The sequence below is a fragment of the Rhodovulum euryhalinum genome, from assembly GCF_004342445.1.
GTDB classification, from domain to species: domain Bacteria; phylum Pseudomonadota; class Alphaproteobacteria; order Rhodobacterales; family Rhodobacteraceae; genus Rhodovulum; species Rhodovulum euryhalinum.
Genome location: NZ_SLWW01000014.1, coordinates 1 through 24,918 on the forward strand (window position 1 = coordinate 1; position 24,918 = coordinate 24,918).

Consider the following 24,918-nt stretch of genomic DNA (forward strand, 5'->3'; position numbering starts at 1 on the left):
CGCGTCAGCGCCATGCACTTGAAACACATTCTTCGCCAGGTCGAGCCCGACCGTGATAATCTCCGACATGACCGCCCTCCTTTGTGGATCGTCGCTGACCCACCTTGGCACATTGATGCCGTCGGGGGGCGGTCACATCATCAAAGCCCTTCGCAACCCAAACCTGACAATTGGCTCGTCTTTGGCGTCCCGCCCCTGAACCCCGCCCGTTTCGCACTCAGCGCTGCGCCTGTTGGGCTTCGGTCTCGATGGATTGACCGGCGTTCTCGATGTCCCGCCCGGCGCCTTCGATCGTCTCGCAGGCGGCGAGCCCGACAAGCGCCGTCAGGGTGAGCGACAACAAAAGACCGAATTTCATGTTCCCTCCGGGGTTTCGTGTTTCCGTTCGCCTTGTAAAACGCGACACGGGCCGACGGGTTCCCGCCCCGCACCAGGTTTCTACCCCGCGGTGGCCGTCCGGGCGGGGGCGTCGTCTTCCGCCTCGTCCTGTGTCGGTACGGACGGGGTGAAGGTCACGTGAAGCTCGTAGCGGTCGGGCTTGCTTTCGATCTCGAGCGTGCCGTCGAGCTGGGTCGCGAAGGAGGCGATCAACTGCTGCCCGAGACCGGAGCCCTCGGTCTCCTCCTCTTGGGTGTCCGCGCGCGAGTTCACCACGCTGAGACAGATCCGCCCGTCGTCGAGATGTTGCAGCGCCAATGTGATCCAGGCCGGTCCATCGGGCGGCGTGGCGCAGTATTTCACCGCGTTGAACGCCGCCTCGGCGGCCAGAAGGGACAGCGGCACCGACTGGTCGGGGCTGATCTCGACCGGATCGAACCGGGTGGCGATCCTGACGCGGCTTCCTGCGGTCTCGATGTCGCCCATCACCACCAACTGCCCGATGATGTCGTCAAGCAGCCGGTCGGCGCGCACCATCGACAGCTTGCGCGCGAGATAGAGATACCGGTGGATCGCCGCCAGCGCCATCACCCGGTCCTGGACCCGGCGCAGCAGGGCGCGGGCCTCGGGGCTGCGGGCGTTGCGGATCTGCATGTTCATGATCGAGGTGATGATCTGCAGATTGTTCTTGACCCGGTGATGCACCTCTTTCAGCAGAGTGGTCTTCTCGGCAAGGTCTTCGGCCAGGGTCTGGTCCTGTTCGGCAAGCCTGCGGGTCATCGAGCGGAACGCCTCGGCCACCACCTCAAGTTCTTCGGGGGCGCGGTCAAGCTGCGCGGACTCGAAATCCATGGTGCCGCTGGCGTAGAGCCGCATCCAGGATTGCAGCCGCCGGATGTGGCGGATCACCAGGCGGTGGACCGCGAAATAGGCAACGACGATGCCCGCGCCCCACATCAGGATCGGGAAGTAAAGCGCCATCGCACGGCCGGCAGAGGGCAGCAGGCTGCTGCGCTGGGGCGCCCAGCTGCCCAGCGCAAAGACGCGCTGTTCGATCACCGGCACGACCGCGAAATCGCGGGTCTCGCCCAGCCGGTTGCGGCCGCGGAACGACTGCCGCCCCTGCCCGGCCAAATCCTCCAGGGTGCGCGCGAACGGCAGGATCGCCTCGAAATCGCCCGGTGCGTTGGCTTGGGGACGGTTTGCGGCCTCGGCGGTCAGGAACTCGCCCTCCCGGTCAAAGACCACCAGATCGACGGACTGGCCCTGGTCGTCGAGCGTGTAGTAGGCCGCCGCGTAGGGTATCGCGATCAGCACGAAGCCCCGCAAGCCGTCGGTGTCATAGACGGGCGCGCTGACCCGCACGACACGCGGACCGGGCAGATCGTGGTTCATCCGCGTTTCGACGCGCGGCTGCGGATCGCGGAGAAGCCCCAGGAAATAGGCATCCTCGGCAAGGTTCGGGTGGTCGCCGCTCGACGAACAGGTAATCGTGCCCGCGGTGTCGATGAACCCTGCGAACGCGAAAGCGTCGGTCTCCGCGACCAGCCGTTCCAGCACCGCGTCACACGACATCTGCCCGTCCCCGAACAGCACGTTGGCGGCGGCCACGGCATGGGCGGCGCCGAAGGCCCCCTGGATCAGGGCCTGGGTCCGCGCGGCGGCGCGTTGGGTGCGGTCCATCAGCGCAACGCCCGAAAGCCTGCGCGATTCTTTCAGCACCTGCGAGGTCTGGTAGACCGAGATCAGGCCCAGCGGCAGCATCGCCACCGTCAGGGCACCGATCAGCCAGAGCGCAAGACCGTTCTGCCAGGGGTGCTTCCGCAGCCGGTCCTTCAGGCGGTCGGTCATGCGACGGGTCGGCCCGACAGCGCAGCAAGCGTGGCGCGATCGGAGATCAGGACATCCTCGCCCTCGTCCAGATGCATCAGTTCGATCAGGCGGGCCCGCCCCCGGTTGACCCGGCTCTTGATGGTGCCGACCGCGCAACCGCAGGTCGCCGCGGCCTCTTCGCACGAGAATCCCTCGGCGCCCACCAGGATCAATGCTTCGCGCTGCTCGTCACTCAACTGCTCGAAGGCCACCCGGAAATCCTCCAGCGCCAGGCGCCCGTCATGGCGCGGCCGGTCCGACAGGGTCGCCGCGTGGACGCCCTCGGGATCCTCGACCTCGCGCCGGCGCTTGCGGTGCATCGAATAGTAGGTGTTGCGCAGGATCGTGAACAGCCAGGCCCGAAGGTTGGAGCCCGGTTCGAACTTGTCGAGATTGGCCCAGGCCTTGACGATCGCCTCCTGCACCAGATCGTCGGCGGTGGCCGGGTTGCGCGCAAGGCTCAGCGCGAAGGCACGCATCGCCGGTAGATGTCCGACAATCTCGTCGCGGGGATCGCCGCGCGCAGTCACGATTCGGCCCCATTGCCCGGCGGCTGCTTGCGCAGTTCTTCGAGCAGCTTGAGCAACCTGTCCGGAATCTCTTCCTCGGCCGCCTGTGCGTAGACGCGGCGCAGGTTCTCGTCGATCTGCTCTTCCATGCGTGCCTTTCGATCCTTGTCCGACATCGTCCGCTGCCCGTCCTCCAAGCAAACTTTTTTCGCGCTTCACCCGCGCGCCCGGGAACCAAACGCCGTGTGGGCGCGTTGGGTTCCATGAGCATTGCAATTTTTCAGAGGTCGCGCATGACGCAATCCCCCAGAGCCGAAGAGTTGTCCCGATTGATCGGATCCGAGCTGCCCTATCTGCGCCGCTATGCGCGCGCGCTGACCGGCAGCCAGACCAGCGGCGACGCCTATGCCGCCGCCACGCTCGAGGCGATCCTGGCCAACCGGGAGGTTTTCGCCCTTGGCCTGTCGCCGAAAACGGCCCTGTTCAAGGTCTTCAACGATATCTGGGTGTCATCGGGTGCGCCCGCCGGGGCCGGCGATGGGACAAGCGGCATCGAGGCGCAAGCCCAGTTGCGCCTGGCCGGGCTGACCCGGAACACGCGCGAAGCCCTGCTGCTGCACAGCATCGAGGGTTTCGCGGCCGAGGATATCGGCGCGATCATGGGCGTCTCGGGCGCCGACGCGGCCGAACTGATCGGGATCGCGCGCGACGAGATGGCAAAGGCGATCGCGGGCCGGGTGCTGGTCATCGAAGACGAAGCGATCATCGCCGCCGACATCGCCGACATCGTGCAGGGCCTGGGTCACGTCGTGACGGGCATCGCCCGCACCCGGACCGAGGCGGTCGAGCTGGCGCGGAACGACCCGCCCGAACTGGTGCTTGCCGACATCCAGTTGGCCGACAGATCCTCGGGCGTGGATGCGGTGAACGACATCCTGTCCGAACTGGGTGACCGGCCCGTGGTGTTCATCACCGCCTTCCCGGAGCGCCTGCTGACAGGGGAACGCCCCGAACCGGCCTTCCTGATCTCGAAACCCTATACCGAACATCAGGTGCGCTCGGCGGTCAGCCAGGCCATGTTCTTCGCCAGCACCGAAACGCTGGGGGCGTGAACCCGCCTGTGCGCGGACCCGAGCCCCGGAGTCGAAAGGCCCCGCCGTTTCCGGCGGGGCCCGGTCGTTCCTGCCTGATGCCGATCACGGCCGGCGGCCGCGCATCACGCCCATCACGATGGCCCCCACGAACAGCACGAGGAAGATAAAGAACAGGATCTGCGCGATCCCAGCCGAGGCCGAGGCGATCCCGCCGAAACCGAAGACACCGGCCACGAGGGCGACGAGAAGGAAGATTAGGGCCCATTGAAGCATTCTTTTGATCCTTTCCATTCCATTCCGTTGGTACCTGCCCAACGTGGAAGGACGGCATCCGGTTCCATCGCCGCGGCAAGTCCTTCTGCTGCGTTGCCGTCGCGGGGCCTGCAGGAACCGAACCCGCGTGTCATGCGTTCCTTTCCCGCAACGACAGGTGAAACAGGGAAGAAAGGCGGCAGGACAATGGCACAATCGCAGAAAAGCTCCGCGACCGATGATGATCTCGGACGTCAGATCGAGGCCTTGAAATCCGATGTCTCGGACATCTCGAAGACCCTTGCGCAGATGGGCGCCGAGCGCCGGGATGAAACGGTTGACGGTGTGCGCCGGGCCGCCTCGGGCCTGCGCGCGCGAGGCGCCGATGCCGCCGACCAGATCAGCACCGGGGGCATGGCCCTGGGCGAGGAGGCCGCCGACGCCGTGCGCCGCAATCCGGGCTCGGCGATGGCGCTGGCGGTGGGCGCGGGCTTCATCGTGGGGCTGATGACGGGCCGGCGCTGATGCGCCTTCAGCCGATCGAGGCGGTCGAACGCCGTGCCGCCGACCTGTCGCGCCGGCTCGCCCTTGGCACCCTGGGGGCGGTCGCCATGGGCGCGGGGTTCGGCTTTCTTACGGTGGCGGCGTGGCTTGTGCTCGATGCCTGGAAAGGGGCGCTTTTCGCGGCGGGCACGATCGGGTCGGCCTATCTCGGGCTTGGTCTCGTCCTGCTGGCGCTGGCCTGCAAGGGAAAGTCGCGCCGCCCCGCGCGGGTGCCGGAAGAGTCGGTCGATCCCTTCGTCCGGATGGCAACAGGCTTCGCGGCGGGCCTTGAGGCGGGGCGTGCTGCGCGCGAAGGCCGGATGGACCGGCGCTAGCCCTCGGCCAGCGTGTCGTGGACCATGCGCTCGGTGAAGGGCCGGGGCAACAGATGCCAGCCATGACAGGCAACCCGCTCGGCGTCCTCGCCGAGGGTCAGAACGAGGCGTGCCCCGAGGCTTGCAAGCGCCCTGGCCAGGGCGCTGTTCAGCGCGTCGTCGAACCTCATCTCGAGAAATGCCGCCTCCACCCGGCAAAGCCCGCGCAGCGCGCTTTCGGCATCCTGCGTCGACGAAAAGTGCAGAACCCGGCAAGGCCCACGGATTTCCAGCGCCTGGATCAGATCCGACGAGATCAGTGCATCCTGTTCCAGAACCAGGAAGGTTGGCATGACGCCGGGATCCGTGTCCGGCGAGTGATGGTCGGTCATCTGGCGGTCCGTCAGAAGGAGCAATCCCGCTTCAGGATACGACAAGCCCAGATCGCAGCACGCAGATTCAAGCACGACATCGCGGAAATTCGCATCAGGGGGCGGCGTCCGGTAGCGCACCGCTGCACGGGTCTGCTCGACAGGGTCCCGAACGCGCGGTCGCTCCCGCGGGCTACAGAAAATAATCGGCCCCGCCCGATGGGGCGGGGCAGGGCAGCGAAAGTCGATGAACCCCGAACAGGGGAATCAGAAACGGCTCAGGAACTCGTCCACCTCGCGTTCGGCGGCCTCGCGGGTCTTGCCATAGCGGGACTGGATCAGCCCCACCAGCTGTTCACGGTCGCCCTCGATCTGGTCGACATCGTCGTCGGTGAGAACCCCCCAGGCCTCGCGCACGCGGCCCTTGACCTGCTTCCAGCCACCTTTCAACTCGTCCATGTTCATTTCGATCTCCTTTCCGATCGGTTTCCGGGGACTCAACGCATGGCAAGGAACCTGGTTCCCCCGGGGGCACGGAAACCCCGACGAAACCCTGAAGCCCGCCGGAGCGGCCCATGGGGCAGAGACGGGCATCTTTCGTCTTCCGGTCGCGACTACAATGGCCAGATCAGGAGCAGCAGGGGCAGGCTGACGGAAACCACCAGCACCTCGAGCGGCAGACCCAGTTTCCAATAGTCCCCAAAGCGGAACCCCCCGGACCCAAGGATCAAGGTGTTGTTCTGGTGTCCGATCGGGGTCAGGAAGGCGCAGGAGGCGCCGATTGCCACCGCCATCAGGAAACTGTCGGGATTGACCCCCAGTGTCGCCGAAATGCCCAGGGCAATGGGGCATAGAACCGCCGCGGTGGCGGCGTTGTTCATCACGTCCGACAGGAACATGGTGGTGATCAGGACCACCGCCAGGGCCGCAATGCCGTTGCCCTGCGCGATGGTGTCGACCAGAAATCGCGCCAGCAGATCCGCGGCGCCGGTGGCCTGCATCGCGCCGGCGACCGGGATCAGCGCCCCCAGCAGCACGATCACCGGCCAGTCGACGGCGGTATAGACCTGTCGCAGCGGAACGGTGCCCAACAGCATCGAGGCCAGCACACCCAGCGCAAAGGCCGGGGCCGCGGGCAGCAGTCCCAGCACCACGATGCCGATTGATCCCAGCATGACCGCTGCCGCGACGAGTGCCATCCGCTTGTCCGGAAGCCGCAGATCGCGCTCTCCCAATGGCACGCAACCCGTTTCGTTAATGAAATCGTTCAGAATGTCCGCCGGGCCCTGCATCAGCAGCAGATCGCCGGATTTCAGCCTGAGCGTGCGCAATCTTGCCCGCGGAGGACGCCCTTCGCGGGCGACGGCCAGCAGGTTGATCCCGTATCGGGTGCGCAGCCGCAGGCCGCTGGCCGACCGTCCGACAATGGTCGAACTGGGCAGGACCGCCAGTTCGCGCAGAACGATGGCCTCATCGGTTTCCGCGCTTTCGTCGTCGTCCTTGTCCGGGGCGCTGGTGGCTGCATCCCCCGCGTCGTTCGTGTCGCTCGCGGGGGATGCGTCCTTCTTTGTGGAAGAGGCCTGCTCTTCCAGCTTGATGTCGAACGCCGACAGAACATTTGCGAGCGATCCGACATCTGCCTCCAGCGACAGGATATCCTCGGCGTGAATGCGTCGGTTGCCATGTGGTGCGATCATCCGCACCTCGTTGCGCACAAGGCCAACGACCTGGGCGCCGCTGTCCTCGATCTCGCGTTCGAAGGCATGCAGGGTCAGGCCAACGGCCTTGCTCTTTTTCGGCACGCGCACTTCGGTCAGATACGCGCCGGTATCGAAGCCTTCGCCCACCGCGGATTTGCGGGCGGGCACCAATCGCCAACCGATGACCGCCACAAAGATCACGCCAAGCGTCGCGACGGCCGCCCCCACCGGGGTGAAATCGAACATGGTGAAATGCCCCAGGCCCGCCTCGTCCCGGAAGCCCGAGACGATCAGGTTGGGCGGCGTGCCGATCAAAGTGGTCATGCCCCCCAGAATGGTGCCGAAGGCCAGTGGCATCAGCACCTGACCCGGTGTCAGGTCCAGCCGCCCGGAGAGTTGCACCGCAACGGGCATCAGCAATGCCATGGCGCCGACATTGTTCATCAACCCCGACAGCGCCGCGCCCAGCCCGATCAGGGCGATCAGACTGGTCACACGGCCAGCCTCTCGGGGAAGCACGGCACGCGCCAGCCGGTCCACGGCACCCGTGTTCTGCAAACCCTGACTGAGGATCAGGACACAGGCCACCGTGATGACCGCCGGGTGACCGAAGCCCGCAAAGGCATCAGCCGCCGGAACCAGACCCAGGATCACGCAGGCCAGAAGCGCGGCAAGCGCCACGACATCATGGCGAAAGCGCCCCCAGAGAAAGAGGGCCATGGTGGCGGCCAGAACGCTGAAGGTCAGCAACTGTGGGGTAGCCATGAGAGCGCTTCTCTTGCCGGGTGCGATGCAAGATGAACAGACGAAGGTTACGGACTCAATGGCATGTTGCGGCCATTGGGGACGCGAGGCACCCGGATACCGATAATGCCTCCTGTGCGCGGTCGGCCCGGGGCGGTCCTTGGCCGCGGACGGGCGTTGCCGCATCGCCGCGTGCGGTTCGCCCCATCGTGCGACGCGCAGCGAAACCGAGAGCGGAAGTCAAGCGACTGCAATGCCTTTGGGCCCCTCGAAACAGCGGTGAGACCGATTCCGCTATCCCGGCACCATGCCCGTCGCATGGGCGTTGCACACACGCTGCGGGTGCGCAGGCCAAGGCGCGACCCCGGTCGCTCGGGGTCAGGGTCGCGCCGGGTCGTTGGCCGGATTCAGGAAATTTCCTATGGCCTTGCCCAGTTGCCACGAAACAGGCCCATGCCGGCACTCGGACTCGACCCCATGGCTCTTGCAGAACGCGTCAATTGCCTGGCGCGTCCCGGGGCCGATAAGTCCGTCCGCCATGCCGGGATCGAATCCGCCTCGCGCCAGACGCGACTGCAAGGCCTGGACATAAAGCCTTTGATGCGGCCGGAGGTCGAGAAGGGCGGCGGTGTAGTCCTTCCCCTCCAACGTCTCGAGCATCGCCACGGCTTCGGCGCGCGCCGCCTGTCCCTCGATCCGCGGTGCCGTCTGGACAAGCTCGTGGCGGACAAGACGCGGCCGGTCCAGGAGTGCCCCGTATGCCTCGACGATCATGGCCGATTGCCGGGCCGCGTTCGGTGACCTTGTTGCCAACCGGTGCCAGTAGTCGAACAGGCTGCGGGCTGCCGTTTCGTCGCCGCTGGCTGCGGCTTGCCCTGCGATATCCAGGGCCGTCTTCCGCAGGTCTTCGGTCTTGCGCGCGATGGCGCCTTTCTCTTCCCGCATGGTCACGGCGACCCGGACCATGCCGGGATCGCCCGCGGCGATGCCCTCGGCAACAAGGTCAAGACCGGCACCGGGATCGGACAGGGCACCGAATTTCCGGTAGAGATGGGCGGTGGCAAGATCGCGCCGCGCCGTCGTGACGACGTCGCCCTCGCCGGTCAGCGCCACCTTGAAATTCCGCAGCGCCTCGGCCGGGTCGGGCTGCGTGCCCTCGCCGTTCAGCAGCATCCGGGCAAGATGAAGCGCGGACCAGGCATTTCCCGCCTCTGCAGCATTCCGCATGGCAAGGAACGCGCCCTCCGGATCGACCTCGCCGCCCTCGCCGGCCCTGCGCATCCGGGCCAGGTCGGACCAGGCGTTGAATCCGGGCAGGGCCGAAGCCGCCTCGAAAATCTGGCGCGCGGCACGTATTCTGTCCGGATCGGGCTCTCGCATCAGCCCGCGGGCATAGCTCACGCCGGAAACGACGTCTCCGGCTTCCCATCCCATCCGCAGGGCTTCGAAGATTTTCCCGTCATCGGCGCCGATCTGGCGCAAGAGCCATGTCAGGCGCTGGATGGAGGGAATGTCGCCTGACGTCGCGGCGGGCCCAAGGATGTCGATCGCCGCCTGAAGATCGCCTTGTCTCTCGAACGCGCGTGAAAGGATTCCCGCGGCCGCCGCGTCGCCCGTTCCGGCAAGGTCGCGCAGTTGCGCCTCGGCGGCGTCGCGGGTGGCGGTTTCGGTCGAGAAGAGATTTTTCTGAAGCGTCGCGACGTCCGGCAGGTCCCGGCCTGCGGCAGGGAATGCTACCGGACCAAGCAGCAGGCAGGCGACAAGGAGAAGGGGAGGTCTGGGCATTGATTCAGGTTCTGCCTCTTGCCACGTGCCGAAATGTCAGTTGATCCGCGCCACCGAAAACGCAACGGAGATGTCCGTACGCAGATCGGAAGATATATCCGCCAGTATCCGCGTTCCAGTCGAAACATGATGCCCTGCATGACGTGTCAGGGGCGGCACGGCGCCGATGCGGGACGTTGCGCTGATCCGGTCCGGTTCTCCTTCCCCGGTGCCGTACATTCAGTCGGCGTCAGGCCCGCGCTGCCCGCCTGCCGCCCCGGAGGGGGCATCGGGATCGTCCGGCGCACGCGGACTTCAGGGCCAGGGGTAGCCTGCCACGGGCAGGCCCGCAGCGGTCAGGTCGGCCGCCACCGTTCGGCGCAGCGCCACCACGTCCCCGACGCGCTCGGCGCGCAGGGCTGTGACTTCGGCGGGCGTGAAGGGGCGATAATCCGCTGGCAGCGAGGCGCCTGCGAACCTTTCCATCACATGGTTCATCACCTCGGCGATCTGCGTATCGGTGAGCGAGGCATTGGTCACCCCGGGCACGTGCATCAGGTACCGCCGTCCCGCCTCGGAGGCCGAGAACGAGCCGACATAGCCGCGGAAATCGGGAATCCCGACATCCGCGCTGCCCGCACCGTCGGCACCGTGGCAGCCGATGCAGCGCAGGACATAGTTTGTCTCTGGGCCCCAGGCCTCGGGGCCGGCATGGGCCGGCATGGGCGCGGCCAGAGCAAGGGCCAGGGCGGCTTGATTGAGGAAACGGCTCACTGACTGCCTCCACGCAATTGCATAAGATCCTTGTGGCCCGGCGGCGCGGCGCGTACGGCGGCGATGTCGGCGGGCGTGACTTCGGCCTCGATCCCGCCCAGATTACGCAGCACATGGGTCGTGACGGCGGCCAGTTCCTCGTCGCTCAGTTGGCTTTGCGGCGGCATGACCAGGCCGTAATAGCCCATCCCCTGCGAGAAGATTGTACCCGAAAAGCCCGCGATCACCACGCCCGCGATGAAGCGCGCCGATGTCTCGGGCCCCAGCCGCGTCCACAGCGGCGGGTCCGCCAGCGGTGGCGCCACGCCCGGCGTGCCGATGCCGCCCGCATTGTGGCAGGCGGCGCAGACCCGGTCGAACACTTCGCCCCCGTCCGCGGCGGCGGCATGGGCCGGGGTGGCGAGGGCCAGAAAGGCCCCCGCCAGCAGCATCCGAAGGTTCATTCCGCGATCCCCACCAGAACCGCCACCGTGCAATGGTAGCCCTGGCTGGTATTGGCCATGCACCAGTTGATGTCGTTGTGCAGGCCCATGCGGTAGCCGGGGCGCTCGCCGACGTTCTGGTTGCAGAACGGAGAGTTGTCGCAGGCCGTCCGGCCGCAGCAGTCGTTGTAGGAGACCAGATAGTCCTTGCCGTCCGAAGGGTTGCGGCACGTCCCGACCCAACTGACCTTGGACGTTTCCGAGCCCGGCGGGCATTCGGTCAGCGTACCGCCGCAACTGTTGCAGAGGTTGCCGTCCAGCGCGCAGTAACGCCAGTAGTCGCACGCGTATTCGTCCTCGCCCGTGGCCGCGAAGGCTGTGCCGAAGGTTCGGTCATAGGGCAGAACCGGCATCAGCGCAGCCCCCACGAGGCCGCCCCCCATCCGGGCGAGGAAGCTGCGCCGTCCGGTCTTGTGGGCAACGCCGCGCACGCCGGCCTCGGTCGCGCGATCCATCAGGTCGGTGATCTTTGCAAGAATGTCCATGGTTTCCCTCATGCTGTGATGGCGGGGCGGTCGAGCCAGGACTGGATCGAGTCCACCCCCATGTCATGGGCGTTGAACAGGCTGTCGAGTTGTTCGCGAGAGTTGATGAGCCCCTTGGAGCGGATCGTGCCGTCGGCCGCGAGCAGCACCGCGAAGGGCAGCCGCGAGACCCGGTAGGCAAGGCCAAGCTCGGTCGAGTTCACGAACGGGAACTCGGTCAGGTCCGCCGTCTGGATGAAGCGGCGCAGCCGGGGTTCCTCGCCGTCCGAGGCCAGCACGATGTCAAGCCAGCCCGCCTCGCCGGTCCGTGCCGATTTCAGGATCGGCAGCAGCTTCTTGCAGACCGGGCAGGTGGGCGAGAGGAAGAACACCAGCGTCGCACGCCCCTCGCGCGGGCCGATCTCGACCGGCGCGGGCCCGGTAAGCGAGGCAAGCGTGAAACGCGGCGTGGCCTGGCCGACCCGGGGCCCGGAATCGTTCACCAGCGCGCCCATGGGCGCGATGCGTTCGAACAGGACGCCCACCTGCCGTGCGAGCGCGAAAAGGGCCACGGTCAGCGCGATCACGATCACGAAGAGTACGGCCACAAGGAAGGTCAGTATCGTTGTCATGTCTCGGGTTCCCTAGCTGCGCCGCGCGACGGGGTCGGCGGCGTTCGAGATGATCTGGTCGAAAAGCAGGTAGGTGATGAACAGCGCCCCACCGGCGGCAATGGCGGCCCCGGCCCCGGCAAGGCCGAGTATCCCGTCCGCTCCCGCCCCGCCGGCAAGCATCAGCGCCGCAAGTCCCGCGTTGCGGACGACGAGCGCCGGACCGAGGGGCTGAGGCGCGCCCCCGCAGCCACATTCGATGCGGGTATGGCCGCGGGCGAGGTTCGCTGCGATGGCCGCACCATAGGCCGCAACCATCACAGCCCCCGTCACCAGCCCGGGCACCCGCGCGCCCGGCACCAGCATCGCCAGCACCACCAGCGTCTCGATCAGCAGGATAGCCCCTGCCGCAGGCACCACGGCACGTGCGGGCAGCAGCCGGTAATCCGCGACGAAGCCGGTGAAGGCCCAGAAATCCCAGGCCTTGTGCCACGCCGCGCGGGCAAAGAAGATCGCCGTGAAGGTCGCGACCGCGGCCGATGCCAGGGCGGCAAGCTCGGCCCAGTTCATTCCGTCACCCATAGCGACATGGCAAAGCCCGCTAGGCCCGTCTCGGCGGACTTGGTCAGCGCCATTCCCGCGTCGATGTCGTAGCGGATCAGCTTGCCCTCTTCCGTAGTGCCGAACAGCACGGGCGCTGCGGCCGGGGTGACCGTGATCGAGCTCAGATGCTCGACCTTCGAGCGCGCGGCCACGGTGCCGGTGGCAAGGTCGATGGCCCAGATTTCCTCCATCCCCTTCTTGTGGCTGCCGTCGAAGGATTCGGGGTGCATCCCGACAAAAAGGACGTTCTTCGCCGCATTGGCTGCTATCAGTTCATAGCCGCCGGGCGCCCATCCGCCCTCGATTCCGGCGACGAGATCGGTCTCGGACAGCTTTTCGACAGCCGCCCCCGTGTCGGAAAGGCGTATGAGCTTGCCCGAGTAGGTCAGGAACAGAAGCGCGTCACCCACCCGTTCGTCCTCGATGAAGATCGGGTCGGTCTCGGGGTCGAAGACCGCCGCGCTTGTGGCCTTTTCGGCACCGGTGCCGTCGGCGCTCAGGGTGTAGCTGGCGAAGGTTCCGTCGCCGCAGATCGTCGAGAACCTTGCGCCTTCGGCCGCGGGATAGATACCCCAGCAGCCGGGGGTCGGAATCTCCTGCACCACGGTCTGCGCCGTCACATCCACCACCGTCACCGACGAGGCGGGCGTGGCGTTCTGCACCAGGACGAACCGGCCGTCGGCGCTGTGGCGCAGAAGCGGCGTGTAGCCGAGCGCCATCGCGGCCTTGGGCGGCAGGATCACCTCGGGGCCGATGGCAGCGGTTTCGACGTCGAAGCGCGTCAGCACCATTTCGTTCGGTCCGTAGGTGGTGCGCTTGAGAAAGCTCGACTGCGCCCAGGCGGTCTTGCCGTCGGCCGAAACCAGCATCTGCCCCATCGCGCCCGTCGGCAGCAGCGCCTTGAGCTTCAGCGTCGCCTGGTCGAAGATCGCGATCGAGCCCGCGCCGATCCATTGCTGCTGGTTGACGAAGACGTTGGGGCCGGGGTCGATCGTCGGCTTCACCGACAGGGTTTCGGGCACGAAATCCTGCGCCGGGGCAGGGCCGCCGGCGAGGGTCAGCGGAACGGCCATTGCCGCGGCCAGCACCACGGGGGCCTTGAGACTTGGTCCGGTCACTCGGGTCACTCCTTTGGATCAGGTTCCGTAACCAAGCCTAGAATTGTCCCAATGAGAGCCGCTATCCATTCCGGGTGGAAAGACTGCCCGGAATCCGGGCATCCTGCGAACCGGCTATCCCTCCGGCCCAAAGTCGGTCGTCCTTCGCTCCGCAGGCCGGTGCAGCCGCCCAAAATTCCACCATTGCCCGAATGGAGCCCGGGAAAGACCACTGCAGGCTTTACCGCGCCGGGGTGTGCTTCTTCCGTTGGTAGGTGAGCAATCCGATAGGGCGGTGGACATGGAGACGAGCTGCGCCTCGCATACGCGGCAGAGCTTTTCCGACGTTTCCGAGCAGGAAAGCGCGCTTGAGGGCTGGGCGCAGCGCTATGCCCAGTCCGAACCCGGCGCCTATCATGGCTCGGTCGAACGCCTGATGTTGCCTGGCATCACCGTCTCGCGCGAGAGGATGGCGCGCGGCGTCGAGCAGAGCGTGGTGCCACCCGAGGATCGCATCGTCTTTGTCCAGGGTATGGGCGGGGCCGGACCCTGGCGGGTGAACGCCGAACCCTGCGGGCCGCGTTTCGCGGCGTTCATCCGCAGCGGCGAAGAGCATCTGGCCGACCTGCCCGCGCAAAGCGACGTGCTGCTGGTCGAGGTAGACGCCGCGCTTCTGGCCCGGACCGAGGAAATTGCCCCGGCCGCGCTTGTGCTGCGGACGGCGATGGCGGTGCTTCCGCCTGCGCCCGAGGTGGCGGTGCTGGCCGAATGGTTCGCCCATCTGCTTGCCGCGCCGGGACTCATCCCTGCCATCGTGCCCGATCTGGCGCTCTACAATCTCGGCCGGCTCTTTGGCCGGCTCGGCGTCGCCCAAGCCGCGCCCGCCGCCTCGGCGCGTTCGGGGCGGGCCGCGTATCGGCTGTTCCGACGCGCCGAGGCGCGGCTCAGGGAGGCGGGCGGCGAGGTGGTCTCGGTGGCGGGCCTTGCGGCCGAGCTTGGCGTTCCGGTGCCAAGACTACGTCAGGCCTTCGAACAAACCGTGGGGGTGTCGCCGGCGGAATGGCTGCGCCGCCACCGGCTTGACGGGGCGCGGCGTGACCTGCTGGCTGGCACGGCGGATATGACGGTAACCGACGTGGCGATGAAGTGGGGTTTCCTGCATCTGGGGCGGTTTTCGTCGACCTATGCCGCGCAGTTCGGCGAAAGTCCCTCGACTACGCTCCGACGTTGCCGACCCGCCTGAACAAAGGTGTCGGGATGTGCTTCGCCGATCCATCTCGGGCACCTGGGGTCCCCACCGCCGGGACCGCGACAGCCTCCGTCGGGGCCCCATTGTCATCACCGGTCAGAATGGCAGGAGGGGTGAATCGTTCCGAAGGTAAAGCGGGTGCTTGGCCGAGCCGTCCTGGTTCCTGCCGAAGCAGAAAAGCGGCTTTCCCGTGTTCCGTATCGCCTCGACGATCGTGCCGACGACCGGTGCATAACGCGGATGAAGACGCCCATAGACCATCACGATGATCTCGGACTCGGCCGCCATCGAGAGTAGATCGGGAAGGTTTCTGTCGCTGCAGGCCAGGGCCGGATCCTGCGGCAGATCCCTGGGGTCGGTGGCCCGGTAGTCCAGCACGTTCCCCTTCAGGTACCGCGTATAGCCCAGAACCTGGGCGCGTGATGTTTCCTTCTGGCAGGTGGGATCCTGTGTTACTGCATCCGCCGTACTCGGGTTCTTGCCCAGATACATGATGGTTCGCGGTGCTTCGCCCTCGGCCGTCCAGTCGCGCTCGAGACATGTGCGGTACTTGCCACAGGGCGAGAACACGGCGCTGCCACGCATGCCTGGCGGAAGCGGCCAGCGCACGCTGCCACCTGGGTCATGGAGTTTCGAGGGATCGTTGAAGGTGTTCATGGGACCATCGGCCAAGGCTTGGTATTCCGGACGGGGTCAATCACCGGCGCGGCCCGGGGGCACCGGCATGCGTCCGCCCGGCGTCAGCAGGACCACATCGCGCCCCTCGATCACGACCGCCGAGACCGGGCCGCCATAGCCCGCGCCGGTATCCAGATCGACCCGGTTGCCGTGGTGTTCTACCCGATCGACGGGGGTATGGCCGTGGACGATCAGCGCGCCATGGTCGCGCCGGTCGTCCAGGAACTCTCCCCGGATCCAGATCAGGTCTTGTTCGTCCTGCGCATCGAGCGGCACGCCCGGGCGTATGCCCGCATGACAGAAGAACACCTCGCCGCGATGATGGAACGGGGCAAGGGCATCGAGCAGTGCGCGCTGTGCCGCCGGGACCGCGTCGCGCGCGCGCCTGCGCAGCGCGGCCGTTCCGCCATCCGCCGCGGCTGTGATCCCGTAGGAGGCCAGCGTCTCGCGCCCGCCGAAACGGCCCGAGAGCCAGCCCGCGACATCGGCATCCGCCACGTCACTGCCGAGAAAGTCGCGCATCACCGCGTCGTGGTTGCCCCGGAGCAGCACCCAGTTCTCGCCCGCCGCCAGACCCTGCACGAGATAGTCCAGCACGCCGCGGCTGTCGGGCCCGCGATCGACATAATCGCCCAGATGGACAAGCGGTGCCGTGTCATCGCCCACCCGCGCGCGATCCGCCGCGACCAGCGCATGCGCGGCCTGCAGGCGGGCAAGCTGGCCGTGGATATCGCCGATGGCATAGCTGCGCAGCATTTGGGTGTGACCTGAGAACGGAAAAAGGGCCTGCCGCACATCTGGCGGCAGGCCCCGCGATTGTCAAACCGGCCGCTGTCAGGCGACCTCGAACTCCAGCGGGCGCACCTGCTGGAACAGCCCGGTCGCCTTCAGTTCGGCGACCACCGCCTCGGGGATCGGTTGGTCGAGATAGAGGATCGCGATGGCGTTCGCCCCCGGACCGGTCCGGCCGAGGGTGAAGTTGGCGATGTTCACCCCGTGGCTGCCCATGGTCGCACCCAGCGCGCCGATGATGCCGGGCACGTCCTTGTTGGTGGTGTAGAGCATGTGCTCGCCGATCTCGGCGTCGATATTGATGCCCTTGATCTGGATGAAGCGCGGCTTGCCGTCCGAGAACACGGTGCCCGCGATCGACCGCTCGCGCTTGTCGGTCACGACCGTCAGCTTGATATAGCCGTCAAAGGCGCCCGACTTGCCCTGCGTCGTGGTCGACATCGCGATGCCGCGTTCCTTGGCGACGATCGGGGCCGAGACCATGTTGATCGCCGGATTGGCCTCTTTCATCACGCCCGCGATCGCGGCGGCATTCAGCGCCGCGATGTTCATTTCGGCCGCCACGCCATCATGCAGGATGTTGATCGCCTTGATCGGCTCGTCGGTCATCTGCCCGGCGAACGATCCCAGATGGCCCGCCAGCGCGATCCAGGGCCCCATGACCTTGGCCTCTTCGGCGGTGATGGACGGCATGTTGATCGCGTTGGTCACCGCACCGGTCAGCAGGTAGTCGGCCATCTGCTCGGCCACCTGAAGCGCGACGTTTTCCTGCGCCTCGGTGGTCGAGGCGCCAAGGTGCGGGGTGCAGACGACGTTCGGCAGGTTGAACAGCACGTTCTCCTTGGCCGGTTCCTCGGCGAAGACGTCAAAGGCCGCGCCCGCCACGTGCCCCGACTTCAGCATCTCGGCCAGCGCCGCCTCGTCCACCAGGCCGCCGCGGGCACAGTTGACGATGCGCACGCCCTTTTTGGTCTTGGCCAGGTTCTCGCGGGACAGGATGTTCGCGGTCTTTTCCGTCATCGGAACATGCAGCGTGATGAAATCGGCCCGCTTCAGCAGTTCGTCCAGTTCCACCTTGTGCACGCCCAGCTTGTCGGCACGCTCTTCGGACAGGAACGGGTCGTAGGCCAGGACCTTCATCTTGAGCCCGATGGCGCGGTCGGCCACGATCGAGCCGATATTGCCGCAGCCGATCAGGCCCAGGGTCTTGCCGGTCAGTTCGACGCCCATGAAGCGGGACTTCTCCCACTTGCCGGCATGGGTCGATGCGTTGGCCTCGGGGATTTGCCGCGCCACCGCCATCATCATGGAGATCGCGTGTTCGGCCGTGGTGATCGAGTTGCCAAAGGGCGTGTTCATCACGATCACGCCCTTCTTGGACGCGGCGTGGATGTCCACGTTGTCCACCCCGATCCCGGCGCGGCCCACGACCTTGAGATTGGTCGCGGCCTCCAGCACCTTTTCGGTGACCTTGGTGGCCGAGCGGATCGCGAGGCCGTCATATTTGCCGATTGCGGCAATCAGCTTGTCCTTGTCCTTGCCCAGGTCGGGGTCGAAATCGACCTCGATGCCGCGGTCGCGAAAGATCTGGACGGCGGTTTCGGAAAGCGCGTCGGAGACGAGAACCTTGGGGGCCATCTGGGGCACTCCTTGAAAATGGGATATGTCGCGCGCCCCGGGGTGATCCGGGGTCGCGTGGTATGTGGGGAAATCCCGGCGCAGAGGCCGGGACCGGCGTCAGGCCGCCCTGGTCTGCGCCGCGATCTCGGCCTCGAAGGCCCACTCGATCCACGGCATCAGGGCGGCGATATCCGCAGTCTCGACGGTGGCGCCGCACCAGATGCGCAGACCGGCGGGTGCGTCGCGATAGGCGCCCACGTCATAGGCCACGCCCTCGGCCTCCAGCCGCTTGGCGACGGCCTTGGCGAAGCCCGCGCCATCCACGATGCGCGGATCGGTGAACTTGAGGCAGACGCTGGTGTTCGACCGCGTCGCCGGGTCCACGGCCAGGTTCTCGATCCAGTCGCGGGCATCGACGAAGTCCTGCACGGCCGCGAAATTGGCGTTCGCGCGCGCCATCAGCGCGGGCAGGCCGCCGATGGATTTTCCCCAGTCGAGCGCCACCAGGTAATCCTCGACCGCGAGCATCGAGGGCGTGTTGATCGTCTCGCCCTCGAAGATACCTTCGATCAGCTTGCCGCCCTTGGTCATCCGGAAAAGCTTGGGCAGGGGCCATTTGGGGGCGTAGCTTTCCAGCCGCTCGACGGCGCGGGGGCTGAGGATCAGCATGCCATGCGCGGCCTCGCCGCCCATCACCTTCTGCCAGCTGAAGGTGGTCACATCCAGCTTGTCCCAGGGCAGGTCCATCGCGAAGGCGGCGCTGGTCGCGTCACAGATCGTCAGGCCCTGACGGTCGGCCGGGATCGCGTCGCCGTTCGGCACGCGCACGCCGCTGGTGGTGCCGTTCCAGGTGAAGACCACGTCCTTGTCGAAATCGACCTGGGCGAAATCGACGATCTCGCCATAGGCGGCCTCGCGCACGGTGGCGTCGAGTTTCAGCTGCTTGACCACGTCCGTCACCCAGCCGGCGCCGAAGCTTTCCCAGGCCAGCATCTCGACGCCGCGCGCGCCCAGCATCGTCCACATCGCCATTTCCACGGCGCCTGTGTCCGAGGCGGGCACGATGCCGATGCGGTAATCGGCGGGCACGCCCAGAATCTCGCGCGTGGTCTCGATCGCGGCCTTCAGCTTGGCCTTGCCCACCGCGGCACGGTGCGACCGGCCGAGCGGCGCGTCGTTCAGCTTGTCGAGGGAGAAGTTCGGGATCTTGGCGCAGGGGCCAGAGGAAAAGCGCGGATTGGCCGGCCGCGCGGCCGGTTTCACGGGGTCTGTCATGGTATCCTTCCAGATAGTCGCCCCTCGTTGGGGAGGGGTGTCCCACCGCTGCGGTTACGCCCGTTGCGCCGACCGCGCAAGGGGGCAAACTGCACCGTCTCGTCGCTTTCCAGGCGATTTGCGACATCGCCGTTGCCGATCGGAAACGTCGTCCTCCGCCACCACGTGAAACCCCCTGCGCGCGCGAAGGGGCGGCGCCGGCGCGGTGCCGGGGCACTGGCCCTCGGTCCCGGCCCGTGCTTAAAGACCGGCGATCGCGGATCGTAGCGGAGCACGCCATGCATGTCGTCACCCTGATCGCCCCTCCGGGCCGGCTTGCCCCCGCCCTGGTCGAGTCGCTGCGCAACGCCTGGGGGGGCGGCGCGGCGGTGTGGCTTGCCCCCGATCTCGCGGCCGAATTCGCCCTCGACGCGGTGCCCGCGAATTTCTGGGAGGTCTGGGCAGAACTGCAGACCCTGGGCGTCGATCTTGTGGCCCAGCCCGCCGAGGGACGACGCAAACGCCTGCTGATCGCCGACATGGATTCCACGATGATCGGCCAGGAATGTATCGACGAACTGGCCGACGAGGCGGGTGTCGGTCCGCGCGTCGCAGAGATCACGGCACGCGCGATGAATGGCGAGCTCGATTTCGAGGGGGCGCTGCGCGAGCGGGTGGGTCTGCTGGCCGGGCTTGACGCGGGCGTGATCGACCGGGTTCTGGCCGAGCGGATCACCTGCACGCCCGGCGGGGCCGAGTTGATCGCCACGATGAAGGCCCATGGCGGCTACTGCGTGCTGGTCTCGGGCGGGTTCACCAGTTTCGCGGCGCGGGTCGCGGCCGAACTGGGCTTCGACGAGCACCAGGCCAACACGCTGCTGATCGAGGGGGGGCGGCTGACCGGACAGGTGGCCGAGCCGATTCTCGGGCGCGAGGCCAAGGTCGCGGCGCTGCGTTCGGTCTCGGCCCGGCTGGGGATTTCGACCGGCGCGGTCATGGCCGTCGGCGACGGGGCGAACGATCTGGGCATGCTGGGGATCGCGGGGGCCGGGGTCGCGCTGCACGCCAAGCCCGCTGTAGCGGCCCAGTGCGATATCCGGATCAACCACGGCGACCTGACGGCGCTGCTGTACATTCAGGGCTATGCACGCGCCGACTTTTCCGCCCGAGCCTAGTCCTCGGGGTCGACCGCGCCGCGCAGCGCCTTGACCGCGCCGCGGGTTTTCTTTGCCGCAAGGCGCCGTTTCTTCGAACCCAGCGTGGGCCGGGTCGGCAGCCGGCGTTTCGGCTTTTCAAGCGCCTTCCTGACAAGTTCGACCAGCCGCTCGCGGGCGATCTCGCGGTTGCGGGCCTGGCTTCGGGTGTCCTCGACCCGGATCAGAACCGCTCCGCCGTCTGTCCAGCGTCGCCCGGCCAACCGTTTCAGCCGCGCCTTGACCGGATCGGCCAGGTTTGGCGAGCGCTCCGCCTCGAAGCGCAGGTCGACCGCGGTCGAGACCTTGTTGACGTTCTGGCCGCCAGGCCCCGACGACCGGGAAAACACCTCGGTCAGTTCCCAGTCCTCGATCGTGATCTCGTCGGTGATGCGCAGCATGGGGCGAGACTGGGCCAGCCTGTCGAAAATGGAAAGGGCCGCCCATTGCAGGCGGCCCCGAGAGCTACGGAGATGGGCCGGTTAGAGCGAAGGGCCCAATCGGGGATGTTCGGCCTTCGGGGCTGCCCTCAGGCCACGGCCCCCCCGACTGTTCCAACACCTGTCTCCACTATCACTCTAGACACTGGACCACCTCCTTTCTGCTGTTGCCGTCAGGGGTAGCGTGCCACAGATTTGGTGTATGTCCAGTTAAATTACGCAACCTGTACGGTCATGCGCCGAACAATCAGGCGGAACGGCACCAGCGCGATCAAGGCGAGGGCAAGTTTGACACCCCAGTCGGCGACCGCGAGCGACAGCCAGAGCGGCGCGGTCGGGCCGAGCCCCAGCAGGGGCAGCGACTCGTTCGCCCACGAGACGTCGTTTCCCGGCTCCAGAAAGGCCAGCGCGCCCGAGAACGCGATGGTGAAGAAGATCGCGGTATCGACCGTCGAGCCGACCAGCGTCGAGGCGAGCGGCGCGCGCCACCAGCGGCCCTGCCGCAGCCGGTCGAACACCGCCACGTCCAGAATCTGCGCCGTCAGGAAGGCAAGGCCCGAGCCCATCGCGATTCGCAGCGTGACCAGCGGTCCGAATTCGCCCTGGATCTGGGTGCCGACGAACGAGCAGATCACCCCGACGACGAAGCCGGCGAAAACCACCCGGCGCGCGGGCCCCGGCCCGTAGACACGGTTCATCACGTCGGTCACCAGAAAGGCCAGCGGATAGGTGAAGGCGCCCCAGGTCAGCCACTGGCCGAACAGGATCTGCACGAGGACGTTCGAGGCCACGACGATCGCGGCCATGGCAAGGATGCCGGGAAGAAGACGGATCATGGGGTCGGTTCCGTTTTGGCAAGGTGGCGGAGACTTGGCCCGCCGGATCGCGGCGGACGCGGTTTCCTAGCCGTCGCCGGGCGCGCTGACAACCCGGTATTCGACCAGTTCGTTGCGCTGCAGCGCCATGCCGTTGTCGTCGGTCACCATCGTCAGCCGGATCGCCCCCGCAGCATCGCGCCACACCGACAGCCCTTCGAGATTGCCATGCCGGCCGATCCCGGTCTCAAGCAGGATCACCTCTTCGGTGGGTCCGGCCGGTCCCAGCGCAAAGCGGCGCACCCGGCTGCGAAAGGCCAGCGGCGGGACAAAGGCGCGCTCCAGCACGTAAAGCCGCCCGTCCGGCCCGAAATCGGCACCGACAGGATGAAAGGGGCCGCGGGCGGGCAGTGAAAGGTCGCGGTTCCAGGCGGCTTCCCGGTATCGGCCGGCCGGTCCGCCGTCCGGGCCGGTGTTGCTGGCAGGCAGGAGGTAGCGGTAGACCGGGATTCCGCTGGCCTCGACCAGCGTCTCGGGCAGGGCGTAAAGCGCACCATCCGGGCCGAGCGCCAGCGCCTCGATCCCGGAATTGCCGCCGAGCCGGGGCGCGTCTGGAAGATCGGGCAGCCGGATCGCGCGCGCGCGTATCAGGCGCCTTGCCTCGATCCGGTGATCGTCTTCGAACGACACGAAAATCCGCCCGTCCGGGGCGATGGCAAGCCCCTCGGCATCGTGCCCGTGGCCGCGCATCGATCCGCCCTTGTCGCGCGACATCGACACCGCGGGCAGATCGACGCTCAACGCCACCGGCCCGCCTTTCTCGCGCAGGATTCGGCCGGTCACGAACCAGCCCCGGTCGGCGATCGCGACAAAGTGTGTGCCGTCCTCCGACACCTCCAGTCCGGACAGTCCCTTCAGATCCGGGCTTTCCGGCATGCCCAGAACCGCCACCTTCACGGCCTCGTCCGCCCGAACCGGCAGCGCAAGGAACAGCAACAGCGCCAGCGCGGCGCTCAGTTGGCGGCGAGGACGTTGCGGCACTGGGCGGGCAGGTCGGCCATGGTGTAGTCCCGCGGGTGGCTCTTTTTCGGCGCGGGGTCCGGTTTCTTGCCGGGCCTGGTCTTCGGCGGATCGAGATAGTCGGTGACCCACCATGTCAGCGTCTCGTCACAGCCATCGCCGCCCCCGGACAGGTCCGCGACCGTGGGGCGCTGGGTTTCGCAACTCCGCTCGCCCGGCGGACATTTCAGGCGCACGTGGAAATGGGTGTTGTGCCCGTAGAGCGGACGGATCTTCTGCAGCCACGCCCGGTCGGCCCGGGTTGCCTGCCTGCACATCTCGATCTTGACGGGCGGGGTGACGAAGATGCGGTCCACCGACCTGTCCATCGCCGCGGCGCGCAGGATCGCCGCATGTGACCTTGTGAAATTGCCGTTCACGCGGCGCTGGTCCTCGCTGCGGACCGAAATCGAGGAAATCGACTCGCGTTCCGCGCGCGACAGGTTCAGCCGCGCGGGTGGCAGCATCCAGATGTCGACGTCCAGGCCGATCTGGTGCGAGGCGTGACCGCTGGTCATCGGTCCGCCGCGCGGCTGGCTGATGTCGCCGACATAAAGCCCCCGCCACCCGAAGCGCGTGGCCTCGGCGCTCAGCCGCCTGATGAAGGCGATGGTTTCGGGATGGCCCCAGTTGCGGTTGCGGGACAGCCGCATCGCCTGCCAGGTGGGGCCGCTTTCGGGCAGTTGCACCAGCCCCGCCGCGCAGCCCTTGGCATAGGTGCCGATCGCCGCGGGCGGCTGGTTCGAGGCGGTCTTCTGGGCGCCGAAAAGCGCACTGGCCGGCGGTTGCGCCGCGGCCGGTACCGCCAGCGCCAGACCCAGGATCAGCCCGATCAGGATGCGTGCCATCTGTCCTCCCGTTCGCCCTCGGCCCGGACGAAGACTAGCAGAGCAAGGCCGATCAGGAAAAGGACAACCAGAGGTGTAATCCCGGCCTGCTGGGTTCCGGTGATCCCCGTCATGATTCCGATCGACAGCGGCGCCAGGAACGAGGTCGCCTTGCCCGCCAGCGCGTAAAGGCCAAAGCTCTCGGTGATCCGGGCGGGGTTGGACTGGCGCACCATCATCGTGCGGCTGGCCGTCTGCAGCGCGCCGCCCGCCGCCCCGATCGCCGCCCCCAGCACGTAGAACGCGATGTCGGGCAGGTTCGACCCTGGCGCCACGGGCAGGCCGAACAGGCTGTCGCGCGAGACGAAGATCACCGCGACGGCGACCAGCGTCAGCAGCACCACGTTGAACACGATCACCGGTTTCGGCCCGAAGCGGTAATCCGCCAGCCCCCCCACCCAGGAAAACAACGCGCCCGAGATCACCGCCAGGATGCCGAAGATGCCGACATCGACCACCGACCAGCCCAGCACCCCGGCCGCGTAAATGCCGCCGAAGACATACATCCCGTTCAGCGCGTCGCGATAGAACATCGAAGAGGCGAGATAGGCGAACAGGCTCGGCGTGCGCGGCAGGCGGGCCAGCGTCGAGCGCAATTCGGGCAGGCAGGTGGCCAGCGACTCGCGCACCGTGGCGATCGGCGGCGTGGGCGGCACCCGTACCCAGGCGAAGAACGGAATCATGAAGACCAGGTACCACAGCGCGACGAAGGGGCCGACGAACCGCGTGCCCTCGCGCGTCTCGGGGTCAAGCCCCAGTGCCGGTTCGCGCCCGATCAGGGTGGTGCCAGCCTCGTTCTCGGCAAAGAACAGCAGCATGACGACCAGCGCGATCAGCCCGCCGACATAGCCAAACGCCCAGCCTCCACCCGAGATCCGGCCCAGCGCGTCGCGTGCGCCCAGGCCCGGCAGCAGCGCATTGGTGAAGATCGTCGCGAATTCCAGACCCACCAGCCCCAGGCCGAACAAGAACAGGATCAGCGGCAGGCTGAACGCTTCGGGATGGGCCAGCCACAGCCCCGATGCCCCCAGCACGTAGCAGGCCGAGAACAGCACGATCCACCGCATCCGGTGCCCGCTCTTGTCGGCCACGGCGCCGAGAATCGGCGCCAGCAGCGCGATCACGATGCCCGCCGCGCCGACCCCGTAGCCCCAGGCCGCCTGCGCCGCGGTGCCGTCGCCGAGCAACTCCTTGACATAGGGCGCGAAAATGAAGGTCAGCAGCAGCGTCGCATAGGGCTGGGACGCCCAGTCGAAGAACCACCAGCCCCAGATGCGCCGCCTTGCCGATCCCGTCATGCCGCCAGTCCCGCTCCTGCAACCGCAGGCATAAGACAGGCCTTTCGCCACCCGCGCAACT

At 67.1% G+C, this 24,918-nt stretch carries 29 protein-coding genes; 5 read left to right on the forward strand and 24 right to left on the reverse strand.

Annotated features, from left to right (window positions below):
• Positions 1 to 217 precede the first annotated feature (217 nt).
• The 4 genes from EV655_RS15115 to EV655_RS15130 form a co-directional block, all read right to left on the reverse strand.
• Positions 218 to 358, reverse strand: coding sequence for an entericidin A/B family lipoprotein (locus EV655_RS15115; RefSeq protein ID WP_132546202.1), 141 nt, complete (start codon positions 356 to 358; stop codon positions 218 to 220).
• A gap of 80 nt (positions 359 to 438) precedes the next feature.
• Positions 439 to 2,229 (reverse strand): sensor histidine kinase, encoded by a 1,791-nt coding sequence (locus EV655_RS15120; protein WP_132546203.1) that lies wholly within the window; start codon positions 2,227 to 2,229, stop codon positions 439 to 441.
• Positions 2,226 to 2,783 (reverse strand): RNA polymerase sigma factor, encoded by a 558-nt coding sequence (locus EV655_RS15125; RefSeq protein WP_132546299.1) that lies wholly within the window; start codon positions 2,781 to 2,783, stop codon positions 2,226 to 2,228. The genes EV655_RS15120 and EV655_RS15125 overlap by 4 nt, the downstream gene beginning before the upstream one ends.
• Positions 2,777 to 2,908: a NepR family anti-sigma factor gene (locus tag EV655_RS15130; RefSeq protein WP_243645098.1), complete on the reverse strand. Its 132-nt coding sequence runs from the start codon at positions 2,906 to 2,908 to the stop codon at positions 2,777 to 2,779. Before EV655_RS15130 ends, EV655_RS15125 begins: the two co-directional genes overlap by 7 nt.
• Before the next feature lie 144 nt (positions 2,909 to 3,052).
• Here EV655_RS15130 and EV655_RS15135 point away from each other — a divergent pair, with 144 nt between their 5' ends.
• Positions 3,053 to 3,871 carry a response regulator gene (locus tag EV655_RS15135; protein WP_132546204.1) on the forward strand — a complete coding sequence of 273 codons (819 nt, stop codon included), beginning with the start codon at positions 3,053 to 3,055 and terminating at the stop codon, positions 3,869 to 3,871.
• 84 nt (positions 3,872 to 3,955) lie between these two features.
• Here the strand turns inward: EV655_RS15135 and EV655_RS15140 are convergent, their stop codons facing one another.
• Positions 3,956 to 4,126 (reverse strand): DUF1328 domain-containing protein, encoded by a 171-nt coding sequence (locus tag EV655_RS15140; RefSeq protein ID WP_132546205.1) that lies wholly within the window; start codon positions 4,124 to 4,126, stop codon positions 3,956 to 3,958.
• 186 nt (positions 4,127 to 4,312) lie between these two features.
• Here EV655_RS15140 and EV655_RS15145 point away from each other — a divergent pair, with 186 nt between their 5' ends.
• Positions 4,313 to 4,630, forward strand: coding sequence for an ElaB/YgaM/YqjD family protein (locus EV655_RS15145; RefSeq protein WP_132546206.1), 318 nt, complete (start codon positions 4,313 to 4,315; stop codon positions 4,628 to 4,630).
• Positions 4,630 to 4,983: a phage holin family protein gene (locus EV655_RS15150; protein ID WP_132546207.1), complete on the forward strand. Its 354-nt coding sequence runs from the start codon at positions 4,630 to 4,632 to the stop codon at positions 4,981 to 4,983. The genes EV655_RS15145 and EV655_RS15150 overlap by 1 nt, the downstream gene beginning before the upstream one ends.
• On the opposite strand, the gene EV655_RS15155 is transcribed toward EV655_RS15150, so the two are convergent.
• The 10 genes from EV655_RS15155 to EV655_RS15200 form a co-directional block, all read right to left on the reverse strand.
• Entirely contained in the window at positions 4,980 to 5,354 is a 375-nt protein-coding gene (locus tag EV655_RS15155) for a hypothetical protein (RefSeq protein ID WP_132546208.1), read from the reverse strand. The two genes, EV655_RS15150 and EV655_RS15155, sit on opposite strands and share 4 nt — an antisense overlap.
• 246 nt (positions 5,355 to 5,600) lie before the next feature.
• Entirely contained in the window at positions 5,601 to 5,798 is a 198-nt protein-coding gene (locus tag EV655_RS15160; protein WP_132546209.1) for a CsbD family protein, read from the reverse strand.
• Between the two features lie 149 nt (positions 5,799 to 5,947).
• Positions 5,948 to 7,798 carry an SLC13 family permease gene (locus tag EV655_RS15165; protein WP_132546210.1) on the reverse strand — a complete coding sequence of 617 codons (1,851 nt, stop codon included), beginning with the start codon at positions 7,796 to 7,798 and terminating at the stop codon, positions 5,948 to 5,950.
• 357 nt (positions 7,799 to 8,155) lie between these two features.
• Positions 8,156 to 9,562 (reverse strand): peptidoglycan-binding protein, encoded by a 1,407-nt coding sequence (locus EV655_RS15170; protein ID WP_132546211.1) that lies wholly within the window; start codon positions 9,560 to 9,562, stop codon positions 8,156 to 8,158.
• A 294-nt stretch (positions 9,563 to 9,856) separates the two neighbouring features.
• On the reverse strand, positions 9,857 to 10,264 hold the full coding sequence (locus tag EV655_RS15175; RefSeq protein WP_132546212.1) for a c-type cytochrome: 408 nt from the start codon (positions 10,262 to 10,264) through the stop codon (positions 9,857 to 9,859).
• A 47-nt stretch (positions 10,265 to 10,311) separates the two neighbouring features.
• Positions 10,312 to 10,758, reverse strand: coding sequence for a c-type cytochrome (locus EV655_RS15180; protein WP_132546213.1), 447 nt, complete (start codon positions 10,756 to 10,758; stop codon positions 10,312 to 10,314).
• Positions 10,755 to 11,282 carry a methylamine dehydrogenase light chain gene (locus tag EV655_RS15185; RefSeq protein WP_207901991.1) on the reverse strand — a complete coding sequence of 176 codons (528 nt, stop codon included), beginning with the start codon at positions 11,280 to 11,282 and terminating at the stop codon, positions 10,755 to 10,757. Before EV655_RS15185 ends, EV655_RS15180 begins: the two co-directional genes overlap by 4 nt.
• 8 nt (positions 11,283 to 11,290) lie before the next feature.
• The gene (locus tag EV655_RS15190) at positions 11,291 to 11,893 is read right to left on the reverse strand and encodes a thioredoxin-like domain-containing protein (protein WP_132546215.1); all 603 of its coding nucleotides are present in this window, start codon (positions 11,891 to 11,893) and stop codon (positions 11,291 to 11,293) included.
• 12 nt (positions 11,894 to 11,905) lie between these two features.
• Positions 11,906 to 12,454 carry a MauE/DoxX family redox-associated membrane protein gene (locus EV655_RS15195; RefSeq protein ID WP_132546216.1) on the reverse strand — a complete coding sequence of 183 codons (549 nt, stop codon included), beginning with the start codon at positions 12,452 to 12,454 and terminating at the stop codon, positions 11,906 to 11,908.
• Positions 12,439 to 13,593 (reverse strand): amine dehydrogenase large subunit, encoded by a 1,155-nt coding sequence (locus tag EV655_RS15200; RefSeq protein WP_132546217.1) that lies wholly within the window; start codon positions 13,591 to 13,593, stop codon positions 12,439 to 12,441. The genes EV655_RS15195 and EV655_RS15200 overlap by 16 nt, the downstream gene beginning before the upstream one ends.
• Before the next feature lie 280 nt (positions 13,594 to 13,873).
• Between EV655_RS15200 and EV655_RS15205 the strand changes: the two genes are divergently transcribed.
• A complete protein-coding gene (locus EV655_RS15205) occupies positions 13,874 to 14,815 on the forward strand; it encodes a helix-turn-helix domain-containing protein (RefSeq protein WP_132546218.1) in 942 nt (313 codons plus the stop codon).
• A 102-nt stretch (positions 14,816 to 14,917) separates the two neighbouring features.
• Here EV655_RS15205 and EV655_RS15210 read toward each other — a convergent pair whose 3' ends face one another.
• The 4 genes from EV655_RS15210 to EV655_RS15225 form a co-directional block, all read right to left on the reverse strand.
• Positions 14,918 to 15,478, reverse strand: a complete 561-nt coding sequence (locus tag EV655_RS15210) for a DUF1643 domain-containing protein (protein WP_132546219.1) — start codon at positions 15,476 to 15,478, stop codon at positions 14,918 to 14,920.
• A gap of 36 nt (positions 15,479 to 15,514) precedes the next feature.
• On the reverse strand, positions 15,515 to 16,252 hold the full coding sequence (locus EV655_RS15215; protein ID WP_132546301.1) for a metallophosphoesterase family protein: 738 nt from the start codon (positions 16,250 to 16,252) through the stop codon (positions 15,515 to 15,517).
• 81 nt (positions 16,253 to 16,333) lie between these two features.
• Positions 16,334 to 17,929 carry a phosphoglycerate dehydrogenase gene (gene serA / locus EV655_RS15220; RefSeq protein ID WP_165905368.1) on the reverse strand — a complete coding sequence of 532 codons (1,596 nt, stop codon included), beginning with the start codon at positions 17,927 to 17,929 and terminating at the stop codon, positions 16,334 to 16,336.
• A 99-nt stretch (positions 17,930 to 18,028) separates the two neighbouring features.
• Entirely contained in the window at positions 18,029 to 19,186 is a 1,158-nt protein-coding gene (locus EV655_RS15225) for a phosphoserine transaminase (RefSeq protein WP_132546221.1), read from the reverse strand.
• Between the two features lie 278 nt (positions 19,187 to 19,464).
• On the opposite strand from EV655_RS15225, the gene serB reads away from it, so the two are divergent.
• Positions 19,465 to 20,340, forward strand: a complete 876-nt coding sequence (gene serB / locus EV655_RS15230) for a phosphoserine phosphatase SerB (protein WP_132546222.1) — start codon at positions 19,465 to 19,467, stop codon at positions 20,338 to 20,340.
• Here the strand turns inward: serB and arfB are convergent.
• The 5 genes from arfB to EV655_RS15255 all read right to left on the reverse strand — a co-directional run bounded on the left by arfB (position 20,337) and on the right by EV655_RS15255 (position 24,857).
• Entirely contained in the window at positions 20,337 to 20,759 is a 423-nt protein-coding gene (arfB, locus tag EV655_RS15235; protein WP_132546223.1) for an alternative ribosome rescue aminoacyl-tRNA hydrolase ArfB, read from the reverse strand. The genes serB and arfB overlap by 4 nt on opposite strands.
• A gap of 254 nt (positions 20,760 to 21,013) precedes the next feature.
• Complete coding sequence (locus EV655_RS15240; RefSeq protein WP_132546224.1) at positions 21,014 to 21,634, reverse strand: queuosine precursor transporter; 621 nt, start codon at positions 21,632 to 21,634, stop codon at positions 21,014 to 21,016.
• Positions 21,635 to 21,700: 66 nt separating this feature from the next.
• On the reverse strand, positions 21,701 to 22,654 hold the full coding sequence (locus EV655_RS15245) for an esterase-like activity of phytase family protein (protein WP_132546225.1): 954 nt from the start codon (positions 22,652 to 22,654) through the stop codon (positions 21,701 to 21,703).
• Positions 22,627 to 23,520 carry a penicillin-insensitive murein endopeptidase gene (mepA, locus tag EV655_RS15250; RefSeq protein ID WP_132546226.1) on the reverse strand — a complete coding sequence of 298 codons (894 nt, stop codon included), beginning with the start codon at positions 23,518 to 23,520 and terminating at the stop codon, positions 22,627 to 22,629. The genes EV655_RS15245 and mepA overlap by 28 nt, the downstream gene beginning before the upstream one ends.
• Positions 23,505 to 24,857: an MFS transporter gene (locus EV655_RS15255; protein ID WP_132546227.1), complete on the reverse strand. Its 1,353-nt coding sequence runs from the start codon at positions 24,855 to 24,857 to the stop codon at positions 23,505 to 23,507. The genes mepA and EV655_RS15255 overlap by 16 nt, the downstream gene beginning before the upstream one ends.
• Positions 24,858 to 24,918 lie beyond the last annotated feature (61 nt).